Annotated in this window: 14 protein-coding genes; 10 read left to right on the forward strand and 4 right to left on the reverse strand. The window is 35.2% G+C overall.

What is annotated here, in order from left to right; translation table 11 throughout:
* Positions 1 to 35 precede the first annotated feature (35 nt).
* Together E0I61_RS02800 and E0I61_RS02805 are read left to right on the forward strand one after the other, a co-directional pair.
* Positions 36 to 491 carry a DinB family protein gene (locus E0I61_RS02800; RefSeq protein ID WP_132069259.1) on the forward strand — a complete coding sequence of 152 codons (456 nt, stop codon included), beginning with the start codon at positions 36 to 38 and terminating at the stop codon, positions 489 to 491.
* 37 nt (positions 492 to 528) lie between these two features.
* A complete protein-coding gene (locus E0I61_RS02805; RefSeq protein ID WP_131990588.1) occupies positions 529 to 984 on the forward strand; it encodes a DinB family protein in 456 nt (151 codons plus the stop codon).
* On the opposite strand, the gene E0I61_RS02810 is transcribed toward E0I61_RS02805, so the two are convergent.
* Positions 977 to 1720: a DUF3298 and DUF4163 domain-containing protein gene (locus E0I61_RS02810; RefSeq protein WP_132069261.1), complete on the reverse strand. Its 744-nt coding sequence runs from the start codon at positions 1718 to 1720 to the stop codon at positions 977 to 979. The genes E0I61_RS02805 and E0I61_RS02810 overlap by 8 nt on opposite strands.
* A 102-nt stretch (positions 1721 to 1822) precedes the next feature.
* Here E0I61_RS02810 and E0I61_RS02815 point away from each other — a divergent pair, with 102 nt between their 5' ends.
* Positions 1823 to 2968, forward strand: coding sequence for a cystathionine gamma-synthase (locus tag E0I61_RS02815; protein ID WP_131990584.1), 1146 nt, complete (start codon positions 1823 to 1825; stop codon positions 2966 to 2968).
* A 75-nt stretch (positions 2969 to 3043) separates the two neighbouring features.
* Here the strand turns inward: E0I61_RS02815 and E0I61_RS02820 are convergent, their stop codons facing one another.
* Positions 3044 to 3847: a THC0290_0291 family protein gene (locus E0I61_RS02820; protein WP_131990582.1), complete on the reverse strand. Its 804-nt coding sequence runs from the start codon at positions 3845 to 3847 to the stop codon at positions 3044 to 3046.
* A gap of 276 nt (positions 3848 to 4123) precedes the next feature.
* On the opposite strand from E0I61_RS02820, the gene gdhA reads away from it, so the two are divergent.
* From gdhA to E0I61_RS02855, 7 genes are all read left to right on the forward strand, one after another.
* Positions 4124 to 5467, forward strand: a complete 1344-nt coding sequence (gene gdhA / locus E0I61_RS02825) for an NADP-specific glutamate dehydrogenase (protein ID WP_131990580.1) — start codon at positions 4124 to 4126, stop codon at positions 5465 to 5467.
* Between the two features lie 299 nt (positions 5468 to 5766).
* Complete coding sequence (porZ, locus tag E0I61_RS02830; protein WP_132069263.1) at positions 5767 to 8055, forward strand: type IX secretion system anionic LPS delivery protein PorZ; 2289 nt, start codon at positions 5767 to 5769, stop codon at positions 8053 to 8055.
* A 62-nt stretch (positions 8056 to 8117) separates the two neighbouring features.
* Positions 8118 to 8831: a DNA repair protein RecO gene (gene recO, locus E0I61_RS02835; RefSeq protein WP_132069265.1), complete on the forward strand. Its 714-nt coding sequence runs from the start codon at positions 8118 to 8120 to the stop codon at positions 8829 to 8831.
* A 341-nt stretch (positions 8832 to 9172) separates the two neighbouring features.
* On the forward strand, positions 9173 to 10210 hold the full coding sequence (locus tag E0I61_RS02840; RefSeq protein WP_132069267.1) for an alpha/beta hydrolase: 1038 nt from the start codon (positions 9173 to 9175) through the stop codon (positions 10208 to 10210).
* 294 nt (positions 10211 to 10504) lie between these two features.
* Entirely contained in the window at positions 10505 to 13963 is a 3459-nt protein-coding gene (ileS, locus tag E0I61_RS02845; protein WP_132069269.1) for an isoleucine--tRNA ligase, read from the forward strand.
* Between the two features lie 7 nt (positions 13964 to 13970).
* Positions 13971 to 14351, forward strand: a complete 381-nt coding sequence (locus tag E0I61_RS02850) for a TraR/DksA family transcriptional regulator (protein WP_131990570.1) — start codon at positions 13971 to 13973, stop codon at positions 14349 to 14351.
* 85 nt (positions 14352 to 14436) lie between these two features.
* Complete coding sequence (locus E0I61_RS02855; RefSeq protein ID WP_132069272.1) at positions 14437 to 15036, forward strand: lipoprotein signal peptidase; 600 nt, start codon at positions 14437 to 14439, stop codon at positions 15034 to 15036.
* Positions 15037 to 15100: 64 nt separating this feature from the next.
* On the opposite strand, the gene E0I61_RS02860 is transcribed toward E0I61_RS02855, so the two are convergent.
* The gene (locus E0I61_RS02860) at positions 15101 to 15298 is read right to left on the reverse strand and encodes a hypothetical protein (protein ID WP_131990566.1); all 198 of its coding nucleotides are present in this window, start codon (positions 15296 to 15298) and stop codon (positions 15101 to 15103) included.
* A gap of 369 nt (positions 15299 to 15667) precedes the next feature.
* A complete protein-coding gene (locus E0I61_RS02865; RefSeq protein ID WP_132069274.1) occupies positions 15668 to 16507 on the reverse strand; it encodes a hypothetical protein in 840 nt (279 codons plus the stop codon).
* Position 16508: the final 1 nt, after the last annotated feature.

Below are 16508 nucleotides of genomic sequence, written 5' to 3' on the forward strand. Positions count from 1 at the left end.
CGGAAAATGATTATTTTTATCAAAAAAATAAAAAAATGCATCAAACATTCGATGTTGCCAAAGCGAGTAGAAAAGTGTTGTCCCAATTTCTGGAAAATTATACTTTGGAACAATTGAATAAAATGGCTCCGGGATTTAATAATAATTTGATTTGGAATATCGCTCACATTGTGGTTACACAACAAAGGTTGGTCTATAAATTTTCGGGAGTGCCTATGATTATATCAGACGAGTTGTTCGATAAATACAAAGGAGGAACCAAGCCGATTCAAGATGTTACTCAGGCTGAGGTTGGAGAAATTCGGTCGTTGCTTTTTGAAACAATCAATCAAACCGAAGTTGATTTTAATAATGAAATTTTTAAAAATTATCAGGAATATACCACTTCAATAGGCTTAGCTATTAAAAATATTGAAGATGCTTTATCTTTTAATAACTATCATGAGGCATTACACATGGGAGTGATTATGAGTATCAGAAAGTTTATTTAAGTCAAAAAAATAATTGTTTTATAAAAAAAATAGAAAAATGCATCAAACATTCAGCGTTACCGAAAACAGTAGAAATACATTGTCAAAATTTTTACAAGGATATACATTAGAGCAACTCAACACAATTCCGGAAGGCTATAACAATAATCTGATTTGGAATATTGGGCATATTGTTGTGGTTCAGCAAATGTTGGTTTACAAATTGTCAGGTTTGCCTATGATGATTTCAGATGAAATGGTCGAGAAATATAAAAGAGGAACCAAGCCGGAACAAGACGTAACGCAGGCTGATGTAGATGAAATTCAATCCTTTCTTTTTGAAACCATCAATCAAACCAAAGTGGATTTAGAGAACAAAGTGTTCAAAAATTTCCAAGAATTCACCACCATGACCGGTTTTACGATAAAAACTGCCGAAGATGCGATGGCTTTCAATTACTATCACGAAGCACTTCATACTGGAATCATGATGAGTATCCGAAAGTTTATTTAACAGCCAAATAATCGTTCACTTCTTTATAAGGTAACAATAATTCTTTTGGGCCATCAGCATACGATGCGGCTTCATAGGAATTGTAATAAAGAAGCAATCCTTTATCGGTAAAGAAAATATTTTGGGGAAGATTGAATTTCTCGTCTTCAAACATCAATCCGGTTGTATTGATTGATTTGTTTGCAGGGATTTTATATTTGGCTCTGAATTTTTTTTCGGCGAAAGCCTTGAAAGTCTCTTTGTCATTGAACAATTCCTCATTCGAAATGGATTTTCCGGTAGTGGGGTCAAAAAGCAATGAACGCAATCCTTGATATCCGTGAGCGCCACCCGTATAGGTGTAATGGTTGATTTCTATATTCAAAACACTTTCGGACTGGTATTTTACACTTCCTTTAATTTCAGCTTCCCAGCCAAAGGTGTCATTCGGAAAATCTTTTTGAAGTTTCTCATAGGAATCAATAAATGAGGCTAACAATCCATTATAATCTGTTGATGTATATGGTTTTTCGCCAAAATAAATAATCTCTTTCAATACTGAAAACACTTTTTTGTTGATGCTGTCCGCTACAATAGGGTCGTTTTTCGCAACAGGTATTTTTACAGTTATTTCAGGGCAATTTTCGTTGCATGGTAAAGTTGTTTTTTTCTGAAAAGATTGGTCTTTAAAAGCCAATTCGTTCGAACAACCTGTTATTAAAAAAAGGAATAAAGTATAAATTAGGAAGTGCTTCATATCAAAATTGTTAATTAAATACAAAGGTACCTACTTGTGCTTGGTTAAAATAAATTAAAGGGTAAATTTGTGAAGATATTTAGCATTTTAAAATTAAAAGATATGAAATTCAATACGAAGGTTATTCACGGAGGTCAGCATCATGATCCAAGTACGGGAGCAGTTATGCCGCCAGTATATCAAACGTCAACATTTGTACAAACTAGCCCTGGGCAACCTATAAATCCAGATTATGAGTACAGTAGGGCTGCAAATCCTACCAGAAGCGCACTTGAAAATGCATTAGCAAGTATTGAAAATGGAACACGAGGATTGGCTTTTTCGTCAGGATTAGCAGCTACAGATTGTGTTTTACGTTCTTTTAAGGCTGGTGACGAAATCATTTCCATGGATGATTTGTATGGTGGAACCTATAGAATGTTTACCCGTATTTATAAAAATTCCGGAATAAAATTCCATTTTGTGGATATGAATGACATTGAGAAATTCAAGTCATTAATCAACGAAAACACGAAACTGGTCTGGGTAGAAACACCAACGAATCCTTTGATGAAATTGGCCGATATTCAAGAAATTGCAAAAATCACCAAGGAAAAGAAAATTCTTTTTGCTGTTGACAATACTTTTGCAACGCCTTATTTGCAAAAACCATTAGACCTGGGAGCAGATATCGTAATGCATTCTGCAACTAAATATTTGGGAGGCCATTCTGATGTTATTGCCGGCGCTTTGATTGTAAAAGATGAAGCACTTGGAGAACAATTGCATTTTCAACAATTTGCGACTGGAGCAACATTGGGGCCAATGGACAGTTTCTTGGTATTAAGAGGAATTAAAACCTTGCATTTGCGTGTCGAAAGACATTGTGAAAATGGAGGAAAAGTAGTGGAGTTTTTGAACAGTCATCCAAAAGTTAAAACAGTATATTATCCAGGCTTGCCAAGCCATCCGTATCATGAAATTGCCAAAAAGCAAATGAGTGGTTTTGGAGGAATGGTTTCATTTACTTTTGTTTCCGGACAAAAAGAAGATGCAATTGATTTTCTGGAGAAACTAAACGTTTTCACACTTGCTGAATCTTTAGGCGGTGTGGAATCACTAGCGAATCATCCCGCTTTGATGACGCATGCCTCCATTCCGGAAGACAAACGAAAGGAAGTTGGGATTACAGATGATCTAGTTCGATTAAGTGTAGGTATAGAAGATGCTGAGGATTTGATCGAAGACTTGAAACAAGCGTTAGCATAAATTAATAAAAACAAAACCCCCAATTCTAAATTTCAGAATTGGGGGTTTTTGCTTTTTATAATAATTGTATTTCTACTATTGTAAGTAATAAATATAACCCACATTGAGCCAAACCAACCAGTCATTTGCCTTGTTTTCTTTGTAAAGTTCCGGATTAGGATTTAAACCATCTACCCAATTGGAGAAAAAATATTGAAATCTTAAATCAATCATTAAATCTTGTAAAGGAGTTAGTTTATAACGAGTTCCCACGCTGGAAACAATGGACCAAACGGTTCCTCCTTCGGTTGAAAACCCATAAGGACGCCCGTCTGTTGGAGTCAAATATTTAGGAAATGTAGTCAAAGGAGTTCCTAATGGACCCAAGGTTGATGAGGCTTCGGCATTGTAATAACTGAATTGTCCACCAAGACTGATAAATGGTCCAAAACTTCCTGTTCTTGCAGTGAAATCACGAATACTCCACGGGAAATATTCCAGCTGCATTCCTATATTAGTTACTGCGGTACTCCCAGTCATTGCTTTCAATTGCTCTTTTCCTCGCGAAGGTTTGCCTTCAACCCATTGTCCAAAATGTTCTAATTCGGTTTTATTATAAGAAAGTTCTGATCTTAATTTAAAATGGTCATTAAAATAAGTTTCAGGAGTATAACAGTTACATTCTGCTTTATAAGAAAAGTTGAGATAGTGAATAATTCCGATACCAATTCCCGTATTCCCCGAGTTTGTTGAAAGATCATAACGTTCCCCATAGTCAGATTGAAAGGCAACGGGCCCTGCTATTACTCCTATCTCATGTGAAAATCCGCCGAATTGTGCGTTTGCATCATACGAAAATCCATAACAGATTAATAAAAAGAGGATTGTTTGTTTGACCATTAGTGGTTGCTTTTCTAATCTTGACAAATATATAAAAACATCATACATGGCTATTATAAAAATGAAATTAAAATAAGCAGACAAATTCTTATTTAGTTACGAAAGTCCTAGTCATTTGGTTTAAATGAGTGTATCATAAACACAATTGTTTGAAAATGGGTAATAAAAAGATAATTCTATTTAGAAATCGAAAAAAACAGAGTCTGAATATTTTTATAAAATGTATCTTTGTGAATTATAACGAAATCGTTTTCTTAATTAAATTATTTATAATCTATGTTACTAAAAATAAATGATTTTATGGCTCAAGTTGAGGCCAAAAATCCAAATGAACCTGAATTTATTCAAGCTGTTAGGGAATTTGCAGAGACTGTAATTCCATTTATTGCAGAGCAAAAAAAATACGACGGAAAAAATTTGCTTCTCAGAATAGCTGAACCTGAGCGTTCTATTATATTTCGTGTCCCTTGGGTAGACGATAAAGGAGAAATTCAAGTAAATAGGGGTTTTAGAATTCAAATGAATTCAGCAATTGGACCTTACAAAGGTGGAATTCGTTTTCATCATACAGTAAATTTATCAGTGCTTAAATTTCTAGCTTTTGAACAAGTATTCAAAAACAGTTTGACTACTTTGCCAATGGGTGGAGGAAAAGGAGGATCTGATTTTGATCCACAAGGAAAATCTGATGGGGAAGTGATGCGTTTTTGTCAGTCTTTCATGACTGAATTGTGCAGACACATCGGGCCGCAATTAGACGTTCCTGCTGGGGATATCGGAGTTGGAGCCAGAGAGATCGGGTATTTATTTGGTCAATACAAGAGAATAAAAAATGAGTTTACCGGAGTTTTAACCGGAAAAGGATTGGCTTATGGTGGTTCTTTAATCAGACCGGAAGCAACAGGTTACGGAGTGGTTTATTTTGCAGAACAAATGCTGAATACTATTGGTCAAAACATCAAAGGAAAAAGAGTCTCTATTTCTGGATTTGGTAACGTTGCTTGGGGAGTAGCTTTAAAAGTAAATGATCTTGGAGGAAAAGTAGTTACTATTTCTGGTCCTGATGGTTATATTTATGATGAAGAAGGAATCTCTGGAGATAAAATTGAATTTATGCTTGAAATGAGAGCCAGAGGAGATAATAAAGCAGAAGCTTATTTAGAAAAATATCCAAATGCAGTTTTCCACAAAGGGAAAAGTGTATGGGAAGTAAAAGTGGATGTTGCTATACCTTGTGCTACTCAAAATGAGTTGAACGAGGAAGATGCTAAACACTTAATTGCAAATGGTGTTATTTGTGTTACTGAAGCGGCGAATATGCCTTGTACTTTAGAAGCTATCAAACTGTTCTTGAAGGCTAAAGTGCTTTTTGCTCCAGGTAAAGCAGCAAATGCAGGTGGCGTTGCAGCTTCAGGATTAGAGATGACACAAAACTCTATTCGTTTAAACTGGACCAGTGAAGAAGTGGACTCCAGATTAAAAGAAATCATGGTTGGAATACACAATCAATGTAAAAAATACGGTACTGACAAAGAAGGATATGTGAACTATGTAAAAGGTGCAAACATTGCCGGATTTGTAAAAGTAGCTGATGCTATGCTTGCTCAAGGAGTGGTATAATATTGTTTTGATTAAGGAATTTTGATACTTTATATTTAAGATTTTTGATTAACGATTTTTGATTTCAGATTTGCAAAAAGATGGAATTATTTAAAAATTTAATTTTTATAATAAAATGGGTCGTTAATTTTAAAATAAATCTGAAATCAAAAATCGTTAATCATCATTCAAAAATCTCTTATTTAAAAGCCTTTCATCGTCCCGACGTTTCGGGATCGGATGGAAGGCTTTTTTTGTGCGTAACAAAATGCTAAGACTTTTGTTTGTTCTATATTTGTAAACCAATATTGCTGCAAATAATGAAAAAGAGCGTTTTATATTTTTTGCTTTTACTTTTTATCCAAATGGGTTTTGCCCAAAGTAACTTGTCGTGGCAGGGTTATTTCTCTTATAATGAAATTAAAGATGTCTCAGAATCTGCAACGGCTGTCTTTGCTGCTTCCGAAAATGCTCTGTTTTCAAAAAACGTATCTACAAACGTAATTAAAACAACGAATACCATTAACGGGCTTTCCGGACAGACTATTTCATCGGTATACCACAGTGCAACATTCAATAAAACAATTGTAGGGTACGAAAACGGACTGATAATAGTGATTAATGAAACTGATGGAACGATGCTGAATGTAGTCGATATTATCAATAAGCAACTTTCTCCAAATATAAAAAAAATCAATCACTTCATGGAATTTGAAGGCGTTGCCTATGTTTCCTGTGATTTTGGGATTGTTCAATTTAATCTGGCTACCATGCAATTTGGGGACACTTATTTTATTGGTAACAACGGAGCCGAAATCATAGTAAACCAAACAGCACTTTTTAATGGATTTATTTATGCAGCCACAAATAACGGTATACGAAGAGCTAACATCTCCAATAAAAACTTAATTGATTACAATCAATGGGAAACAATTGCAACAGGAAACTGGTCAAGCGTTGTGACTTTTGGTGCGGATTTGTATGCCATTAATGCTGCGGGATACATTCATAAATTTAATTCTGTTTCCAATTCCTTTACAGGATTTATTGCCCTTTCTCAACCTTCATTGGACATGAGAGCAACAGCAGGTTATGTAATAGTGACTACTCTAAACAGTATTTATATTTACAACAATCAGATGGCTTTGGTGCGTCAAATAAATACAAATCAAATCACGAACAGTACTCCGAGTTTTACGTCTGCAACAATAATTGGGGATGCTATTTTCATTGGAACAAAAGAAAATGGATTGATTACAGCTTCACTTTCTTCGGGAGTAACTTTCGAAAATATAACGCCTATCGGCCCTTCTCGGAACAATATATTTGCGCTTGACGCCACGACAAGTGCGCTCTGGACGGTTTACGGAGATTATTCGGCAGATTATAATCCGTACCCATTAGACAGTTACGGTATCAGTAAATTTAGTGGAACTGGATGGCTGAATATTCCGTATGAAGAAGTTTTAGGAGCACAATCGATGACCAGAATTACGGTAAATCCAAGCAATGAAAACGAAGTATATGCGAGTTCTTTTTTTTCGGGTTTACTAAAAATAGAAAATGACATACCAAAAATTTTGTACAATCAAACCAATAGCGGTCTTGAATCTTTGACCTTTGTGGGTCCTAATTATATAGATATAAGGGTTAACGGAACGGCATTTGATAAATCAGGAAATCTTTGGGTCACCACCAGCCGAATAAAAAATGGATTGAAAGTATTTAAATCTAATGGTCAATGGCAAAGTTATGCTATGGATAATATTCTGGATTCGGCTATTGACAATAATTTTGGAACAATAGCTATTGATAAAAATGGAACTAAATGGCTTTCTACCAGTGAAGATGGGGTTATTGGTTTTAATGAAAGTAACAATGTCTTCAAAAAAATAACAACTGGACCAGATACCGGGAATTTGCCTATTTCAAATGTAAGGACACTTGCTGTGGACGCCAGAAACCAACTTTGGATAGGGACCACAAAAGGATTGCGGGTTTTGCCGAATGTTGGCAGTTTTCAAACGGAAGACCAGATGACAACGAACCCCATAATTATTTTAGACGATAATCTGGCGCAAGAGTTATTATACGAGCAATTTATTACTGATATTGCTGTTGATGGAGCCAATAATAAATGGATTGGCACTGCCGATTCGGGTTTGTTCTTGGTCTCGCCAAACGGTCAGGAAACCAAATATCATTTTACGATAAACAATTCGCCGTTGCCCAGCAATGTTATCAATGACATTGATATCAATAGCGCTACGGGCGAAGTTTTTATAGCTACTGCCAAAGGTTTAATTTCTTTCAAAGGAACTGCTACTGCGCCAAATGACAATCTAAGCAATGCGTATGTGTATCCGAATCCAGTGCGCCCGGAATACCAAGGAACCGTTAAAATTGCGGGATTATTAGATAAAGCGAACATCAAAATCACCGATATCGAAGGGAATCTGGTTTATGAAACTACTTCCGAAGGCGGAACAATAGAATGGGATACCACCGCTTTTGGGAAACACAAAGTGGCTTCGGGAGTGTATATGATTTTTATTTCGGCGCAAGACGGAGTGGAAACGAAAGTTAAAAAAGTAATGATAATCAGGTAAATTACGAATTCCAAATTACGAATTCCAAATCGTAATTTCGTAATTAATAATTTGTAATTAATATGCTCGTAAAAACCAAAGCCATTGTTCTTTCATCTTTAAAATTTCAGGAAAAAAGCTTGATTGTGAAATGCTTTACGCTTTCTCATGGTTTGAAGTCCTATTTTGTTCGGGATGCTTTCTCTTCTAGAAAAGCCAATCAGAAAATCGCCTATTTTCAACCGTTGACTATTCTCGAAATTGAAGCGGTTCATAAAAACAAAGGCACTTTAGAAAATTTCAAGGAAATAAAAATCGCTTCTCCTTTTCATTCCATCCATTCGGACATTTATAAAAGCACAATTGTAATGTTTATTTCGGAAATGCTACACCATTCTATTCACGAAGAAGAAAAAAACGAAAACTTATTTACGTTTTTGGAAACGGCTTTGCATTGGCTCGATAACCATGATGAAATTGCTAATTTTCATTTGATTTTATTATTGGAAACCACAAAATATTTAGGTTTTTATCCTGATATTTCTGATATGGATATGCCTTTTTTCGAAATGAACGAAGGTATTTTCACCCCTTTTCATGCCATCAGTTCGCTTACGGAGCATGAAAGTAATTTGTTCAAAAAACTAATCGATTTAAAATTCGATAACAATCAAAAAATATTTCACGTCATTGAAAGACAAATCGTTTTGAGAATACTTATCGACTACTACAGTTTTCATTTGGATGGCTTCAAAAAACCAAAATCATTAGACGTTTTGAAAGAAGTTTTCTCTTGATTTATTTAGTTTAAATCGTCAGATAATCAAGAATCCATTGCAGTTTTTTATTTTTCTGATTTAAATTAATAATGCTATTCAAAGAATTTATTTTTTTAAAATTAGCGAATAATTATTTACTATATTTGATATAATTATTTATTTGAACTTTCAACCTACTGAAAACCATTATTTTGACTGCCGCATATCTCTTTTTGGTAATCCTACAAATATATTGTCAGCTAAATTTTAAAACGCTATATCTCAAAAAATAATTTATTAGGACAAAAAATCTTGAACTTTTTATTCTATTGAATTTATCTGGAGATTGTATTTCTATCATTAAATTTAAAATACATAAAATGAAATCAAAATTAAAAAAAGCAGGAACATTATTGTTAGCAATTGCTTTTTCTAGTGAGGCGTCTGCACAAACAAAAGATGCTTCACAAGATCCAAACATCGAAAGCAATATCAGAGGTTTTTTGAATGTTCTTAATTCAGGAACTGGCAAGCCTATAGAACAATTGCCGCCTAAAGAAGGCAGGGCCGTACTGAGTGACGCACAATCAGCTGTGAAAGTTGATATGTCAGGTATAATTATTACAGAGAAAATGATTGCTACCGATGGACAAAACATTAAATTAAACATCGTCAAACCTGAAAATGCAAAAGGCATATTGCCAGTATTTATGTTCTTTCATGGTGGAGGCTGGGTTCTTGGAGATTTTCCTACTCACCAACGAATGGTTAGAGATTTAGTCGTAGAATCGGGTGTGGCAGCGGTTTTTGTTAACTATTCGCCGTCTCCCGAAGCGCATTACCCGGTTGCGATCAACCAAGCCTATAATGCTACAAAATGGGTAGCTGATCATGGGGAAGAAATTGGAGTTGATGGGAAACGAATGGCAGTTGCGGGAAACAGCGTTGGAGGAAACATGGCTACCGTTGTTGCATTGATGGCTAAAGAAAAAAAAGGACCAAACATTAAATTGCAGGTTTTATTTTGGCCAGTTACCGATGCTAATTTTGAAACTGAATCCTATAACTTGTTTGCCAAAGATCGTTTTCTGACTAAAAATTTAATGATGTGGATGTGGGATAATTATACAACTGACCCGAAACAACGTAAAAAAATTTACGCCTCACCTTTGCAGGCTACAAGCAGTCAGCTGAAAGGATTACCGCCAGCATTGGTATTAACTGCGCAAAATGATATTTTAAGAGATGAAGGGGAGGCTTATGCCCGTAAATTAGATGAAGCAGGAGTAAAAGTTACTGCAACTCGTTATAATGGAATGATTCACGATTGGGGTTTGTTAAATGCATTAAGTACAATTCCCGGAACTAAATCAGCTTTGTTACAAGCAGCTTCTGAATTAAAAAAAGCACTTAAATAAATCTTGATTTTGTAACGATAACTAAATGTAAGTTTTATAAAAAAGTATCCTGGATCTAAAATTCAGGATACTTTTTTTATTAATCAAAATAGAAATCTTTCTTAAGAAAATTAATTTGGACTTAAACAAGCTTTTACTGTCATTTTACTTGGTTTGTGCGATTCACTTTAATTTTATTCTGCACAAACTCCATAAGAGGGTTTCAATACGCTCGCTAACACAAAAACTCATAACTCATAACTCATAACTCATAACTATTTATTACTTTCGCACTTCGATTTAGAAAAGGATAAAATGAGCACAAAATTTACTGAATACAAAGGACTTGACTTACCAACGGTAGCGTCAGAAGTACTTGATTTTTGGAAGAAAGAAAATATATTTGAGAAAAGTGTAACCACTCGTGAAGGAAACCCACCATTCGTGTTTTTTGAAGGTCCTCCTTCGGCAAATGGATTGCCTGGAATTCACCACGTAATGGCGCGTGCGATTAAGGATATTTTTTGCAGATATAAAACTCAAAAAGGGTTCCAGGTAAAGCGTAAAGCGGGCTGGGATACTCATGGTTTGCCTGTGGAATTAGGTACCGAAAAAGAATTAGGCATTACCAAAGAAGATATTGGAAAAACCATTTCCATCGAAGAATATAACGAAGCGTGTAAAAAAACCGTGATGCGTTATACAGACGTATGGAATGATTTGACCGAAAAAATGGGGTATTGGGTTGATATGGAAGATCCATATGTGACGTATAAGTCTAAATATATGGAAACGGTTTGGTGGATTTTGAAACAAATCTACAACAAGGATTTGATGTACAAAGGCTACACAATCCAACCGTATTCTCCAAAAGCAGGAACAGGATTGTCTTCTCATGAAGTGAACCAGCCGGGAAGTTATAGAGATGTAACGGACACGACGGTTGTGGCACAGTTTAAAGTGATTGATGCACACAAAGAATTGTTGTTCTCTAGGTTTTATGATTATATCACTTCAAAAAATTTACAGCATTACAAGCTAGAAGCGTTAGATTTAGACGAAATCTATTTCTTGGCTTGGACAACAACTCCTTGGACATTGCCAAGTAATACTGCCTTGACTGTAGGTCCAAAAATCGATTACGCATTAGTAAAAACATTTAATCAATATACTTTCCGTCCGGCAACATTGATTTTGGCTAAGAATTTAGTTGGAAAACAATTCGGAAAAGGTTTCTTCGAAAGTGCTGAACCAGCTGATTTTGAAAATTTCAAAGAAGGCGATAAGAAAATTCCGTATCAGGTTTTGGCTGAATGTAAAGGTTCGGATTTGGTTGATATACGTTACGAGCAATTATTGCCATTTGTTCTGCCATACCAAAATCCGGAAAATGCTTTTAGAGTAATTTCGGGAGATTTTGTAACCACCGAAGACGGAACAGGAATTGTGCATACGGCGCCAACATTTGGTGCTGATGATGCAAAAGTTGCCAAAGAAGCAACTCCTGAAGTTCCGCCAATGTTAATTTTGGATGAAAATGGAACTCCGGTTCCGTTAGTAGATTTACAGGGAAAATTCACTTCTGACATGGGTGAATATGCCGGCAAATACGTGAAAAACGAATATTATAACGATGGGGAAGCGCCGGAACGTTCTGTAGATGTTGAAATCGCCATTCGATTAAAAGAAGAAAACAAAGCGTTCAAAGTTGAGAAATACGTACACAGTTATCCGCATTGCTGGAGAACCGACAAGCCTATTTTATATTATCCTTTAGATTCCTGGTTCATAAAAATTACGGAGGTTAGAGACAGAATGTTTGACTTAAACGAGACGATTAATTGGAAGCCAAAAGCTACCGGAGAAGGCCGTTTCGGAAATTGGTTAAAAAACGCCAACGACTGGAATTTATCACGTTCTCGTTATTGGGGAATTCCATTGCCAATCTGGAGAACTGAGGAAGGAACGGAAGAGATTCTAATTGGTTCTGTAGAAGAATTATACAACGAAATTGAAAAATCTATCGCTGCAGGTTTCCAAAAAGAAAATCCTTTCAAAGGGTTCGAAATTGGAAATATGGGGGAAGCCAATTATGATTTAGTTGATTTACATAAAAATGTAGTTGATGAAATTACTTTGGTTTCTGCTTCGGGAAAACCGATGAAACGGGAAGCTGATTTGATTGACGTTTGGTTTGATTCGGGTTCCATGCCGTATGCGCAATGGCATTATCCTTTTGAAAACAAAGATAAAATTGACCAAAATAAAGATTTTCCAGCGGATTTCATTGCCGAAGGAGTCGATCAAACGCGTGGTTGGTTTTATACCTTGCACGCTATTGGAACATTAGTTTTCGATAAAGTAGCGTACAAAAATGTAGTTTCTAACGGATTGGTTTTAGACAAAAATGGACAAAAAATGTCCAAACGTTTAGGGAATGCAGCAGATCCATTCGAAACATTAAAAGAATACGGCCCTGATGCCACGCGTTGGTATATGATTTCGAATGCGAATCCTTGGGACAACCTGAAATTTGACTTAGAAGGAATCGCTGAGGTACGCAGAAAATTCTTTGGAACATTATACAACACGTATTCGTTCTTTAGTTTATATGCGAATATTGACGGTTTCAAATTTGAAGAAGCGGAGATACCATTAAAGGAAAGACCGGAAATTGACCAATGGATCATGTCAGAATTGAACACTTTGATAAAAGAAGTGGATAGTTTTTATGCGGATTATGAACCAACGAAAGCAGCTCGTGCAATCTCAGAATTTGTACAGGAAAACTTAAGTAACTGGTACGTTCGTTTGTGCAGAAGACGTTTCTGGAAAGGGGAATATGCACAGGACAAAATCGCTGCGTATCAGACCTTATATACGTGTTTGTTAACTATAAGTAAACTAGGCGCGCCTATTGCTCCTTTCTTTATGGACAAACTTTACAGAGACTTAACTTTAGCAACACAGTCGGAAAAATATGACAGTGTACATTTGGCGGAGTTTCCAATTTCGGTTGAAAACTATGTTAATAAAATGTTAGAGAGTAAAATGCAGAAAGCACAGACCATTTCATCATTGGTTTTATCACTCCGAAAAAAGGAAATGATAAAGGTACGCCAACCGTTGCAAAAGGTAATGATTCCAGTACTTGACGACAATCAAAGGGCTGAAATTGAAGCTGTTTCTGACCTTATAAAAGCAGAGGTAAACGTGAAAGAAATCGTACTTTTGGACGATGCTTCCGGTGTTTTGGTGAAACAAATTAAGCCTAATTTTAAGGTGCTCGGGCCACGTTTTGGAAAGGATATGGGCTTGATTTCTAAGGAAATACAAGGGTTTTCAAAAGAGCAAATCAGTCAATTGGACAAGGACGGAAGTCTAAATATTGTTATTGCAGGAAATGACGTAATTTTAACTCTAGAAGATGTAGAGATAACATCACAGGATATTGAAGGTTGGTTAGTAGCCAACTCTAACGGAATAACGGTTGCGCTTGACATAACAATTTCTGAAGAATTAAAACAAGAAGGAATTTCCAGAGAATTGGTAAACAGAATTCAGAATATCCGTAAAGATTCAGGATTTGAAGTTACCGATAAAATTAAAGTTCAATTGAAAAGAAATGGAATTCTAGAAGAGGCGATTCTTAAAAACGAAGCGTATATAAAATCGGAAACATTAACTAGCGATTTGGTTTTTGTAGACGAAATAGAAAACGGTACAGAAATTGAATTTGACGATATAAAAACAATGATATTAATTTCAAAATAATACAAAAATGGTAAATGAAGCTACAAAATACTCAGAAGCTGATTTAGCAGAGTTCAAAGAGATAATCCTTAGCAAAATTCATAAAGCACAAGCAGATTTAGATTTGATAAAAAGTGCCTATATGAATGATTTAAATAACGGAACTGACGATACTTCTCCAACATTTAAAGCTTTTGAAGAAGGAAGCGAAACGATGTCTAAAGAAGCTAACTCTCAACTGGCGATACGTCAGGAGAAGTTTATTCGTGATTTGAAAAATGCACTCTTCCGTGTAGAAAATAAAACATACGGAGTTTGTAAAGTTACAGGCAAATTAATTGGGAAAGAAAGATTAAAAATCGTTCCTCATGCAACAATGAGTATCGAAGCAAAGAACTTGCAACGATAAACCTCCTGTTAAACAATATTTAACGCTCCGTTGGGAGCGTTTTTTTTGATTAAATTGTTATTTTTGCGCCATTAAAATTTATAAAATGTCATTACGAAAAGCGTATCTCCTTATTTTTATCTTATTACTTGTTGATCAAGTTTCTAAAATTTATATTAAAACTAATTTTATTTTAGGAGAAGAAGTTGAAGTATTTAAATGGTTCAAAATCCTGTTCATTGAAAATGAGGGAATGGCTTGGGGAGTTCAAATTCCTGGAGCTCATGGAAAATTATTTTTAACTCTTTTTAGAATTGCAGCTGTTGGTGGTATTGGATATTGGTTGTGGGATTCAGTCAAAAAAAAGAGTTCAGATTATTTAATTGTTGCGATTTCATTAATTCTTGTTGGAGCTTTCGGGAACATTATCGATTCTGTTTTTTACGGAGTTGTTTTTGATGACAGTCACCAACAATTAGCTACTTTATTTTCAGATCAACCTTATGGAACATGGTTTCACGGAAAAGTAGTTGATATGTTTTATTTTCCTTTTTGGCATGGAAATCTGCCAAGTTGGTTACCAGTTTGGGGCGGAAAAGAGTTTACTTTTTTCAATGCTATTTTCAACGTTGCTGATATGGCGATTTCTACAGGAGTTGGAATTTTGATTTTTTTCAATAAAAAAGCATTTCATCATCATCATTAGATTGAAAGCTCTCACAAAATAAAAAAAGACCTATTTCATGATTTGAATAGGTCTTTTACTTTTATTAATTTTTATTTTGTCCTGGTGCGTAGCGTTTAGCACTTTTCCCTCCATATATTTTTTTAGCTTGACCCGGTGGGAGTTTCTTAGCTTTATAGGTAGATCTGCTGGTTCCGGTGTGAATGCTACAGTTTGAAAATGAAACTGCAAATAGAATAACCATAACGCTTACGGCAAATCTTGAATTTTTAAATGTTCTCATAACTTAATTAGATTGTATCTGCTGCGAAAATACAAAATCAAAATTAAAAACAGTGAATTTCATTCGGTGTCACACAATTATCCACTTTTACATAGGCTTCGTAAACAATAGGGGTATGATTCACATTTATTATGTAACAGTCTTTGGTGCTTTAACTTTGTGCTCAAACTTTCTGTAAGGATCTGTCATGACTGCCAGAACTGCTCAGATATACATGAATTTCTCTCGTTACGATAAAACGAATTTACAAATCGGCTTACAAACGAGAGCAGGTAAAACAAGTCAAGAAATAAAAAACCTCGCTATTTGCGAGGTTTTTTTATGTTTCATAAAGTTGCTACATTATCCCCTACTTTATAAGTATGGTTTTTATTTTGTGATAGTTACAGTTAAACGCGATTGGAAATCAGAGTTGAAGCCATAAAGACCAGCATACCAAGTTCCTGATGGAGGATTAAGAATGGTACAACTTTTAATTTCCCGGTTTGGCGTATGGCTTATGTAATCGGCAGTCCAAGTATATTTAGGTAGGTAAGTGGGTGGTTTGGGACCAGCTACGATAGGCGCAGCACCTCTTCTTACAAATAAATCTGCCAAATTTCGATAATTGTTTGTAGGTTCATTTGTTTTAACTGTCATACTCTTAACACCTGAAGGGACTGTAAATGGTACAACTTTTAGCTGATAGGCACTTCCAGTTACATCTACATCAATTAATTTAGTTTCTCCTGTAGTTGTACCAGATCCGCCTGTGCCGCCAGTTCCACCGGTACCACTACCAATAGATACAGCTACGTTATTAACAGAGAGACTTGGAGTATTATTCTGCACAACTATTTTTACTATGTTTGATGTTTTATTAAACATGGATTTAGAAATAGTACCAGAATATGAATTGGTAACTATATCCCATCTACTGCCAGTTAATGTGTATCTTTTCTTAGTATAAGATACAGAAACGCTTGTAGGCAATGTCATCTTGGTTTCAGAGCTTGAAACAAGTTTGTTGTTAATCACAATATCAGTTATAATATTATAATTGCTACTTGTTTTATTTAAGTCTTCCGAAAGCGCCGTAATTCCTAACATGTCATCAATTGCAGCATCAATATCTTTATTCAGACTATCTATTTCTTCGCAAGAAGAAAAACAGAAAATTGAAATTAGGGAAATAATCCAAATTTTTTTTTGTGAGATTTTACTTTTCATA

Origin of the sequence: Flavobacterium ranwuense (assembly GCF_004349315.1) — a bacterium.
Taxonomy (GTDB): domain Bacteria; phylum Bacteroidota; class Bacteroidia; order Flavobacteriales; family Flavobacteriaceae; genus Flavobacterium; species Flavobacterium ranwuense.

Coding starts and splice junctions, on each gene's coding strand:
- E0I61_RS02840 (WP_132069267.1), top strand. CDS start 9,173: ATGAAATCAAAATTAAAAAAAGCAGGAACATTATTGTTAGCAATTGCT.
- ileS (WP_132069269.1), top strand. CDS start 10,505: ATGAGCACAAAATTTACTGAATACAAAGGACTTGACTTACCAACGGTA.
- E0I61_RS02860 (WP_131990566.1), bottom strand. CDS start 15,298: ATGAGAACATTTAAAAATTCAAGATTTGCCGTAAGCGTTATGGTTATT.
- E0I61_RS02805 (WP_131990588.1), top strand. CDS start 529: ATGCATCAAACATTCAGCGTTACCGAAAACAGTAGAAATACATTGTCA.
- E0I61_RS02850 (WP_131990570.1), top strand. CDS start 13,971: ATGGTAAATGAAGCTACAAAATACTCAGAAGCTGATTTAGCAGAGTTC.
- gdhA (WP_131990580.1), top strand. CDS start 4,124: ATGTTACTAAAAATAAATGATTTTATGGCTCAAGTTGAGGCCAAAAAT.
- E0I61_RS02800 (WP_132069259.1), top strand. CDS start 36: ATGCATCAAACATTCGATGTTGCCAAAGCGAGTAGAAAAGTGTTGTCC.
- porZ (WP_132069263.1), top strand. CDS start 5,767: ATGAAAAAGAGCGTTTTATATTTTTTGCTTTTACTTTTTATCCAAATG.
- E0I61_RS02855 (WP_132069272.1), top strand. CDS start 14,437: ATGTCATTACGAAAAGCGTATCTCCTTATTTTTATCTTATTACTTGTT.
- recO (WP_132069265.1), top strand. CDS start 8,118: ATGCTCGTAAAAACCAAAGCCATTGTTCTTTCATCTTTAAAATTTCAG.
- E0I61_RS02815 (WP_131990584.1), top strand. CDS start 1,823: ATGAAATTCAATACGAAGGTTATTCACGGAGGTCAGCATCATGATCCA.
- E0I61_RS02810 (WP_132069261.1), bottom strand. CDS start 1,720: ATGAAGCACTTCCTAATTTATACTTTATTCCTTTTTTTAATAACAGGT.
- E0I61_RS02820 (WP_131990582.1), bottom strand. CDS start 3,847: ATGGTCAAACAAACAATCCTCTTTTTATTAATCTGTTATGGATTTTCG.
- E0I61_RS02865 (WP_132069274.1), bottom strand. CDS start 16,507: ATGAAAAGTAAAATCTCACAAAAAAAAATTTGGATTATTTCCCTAATT.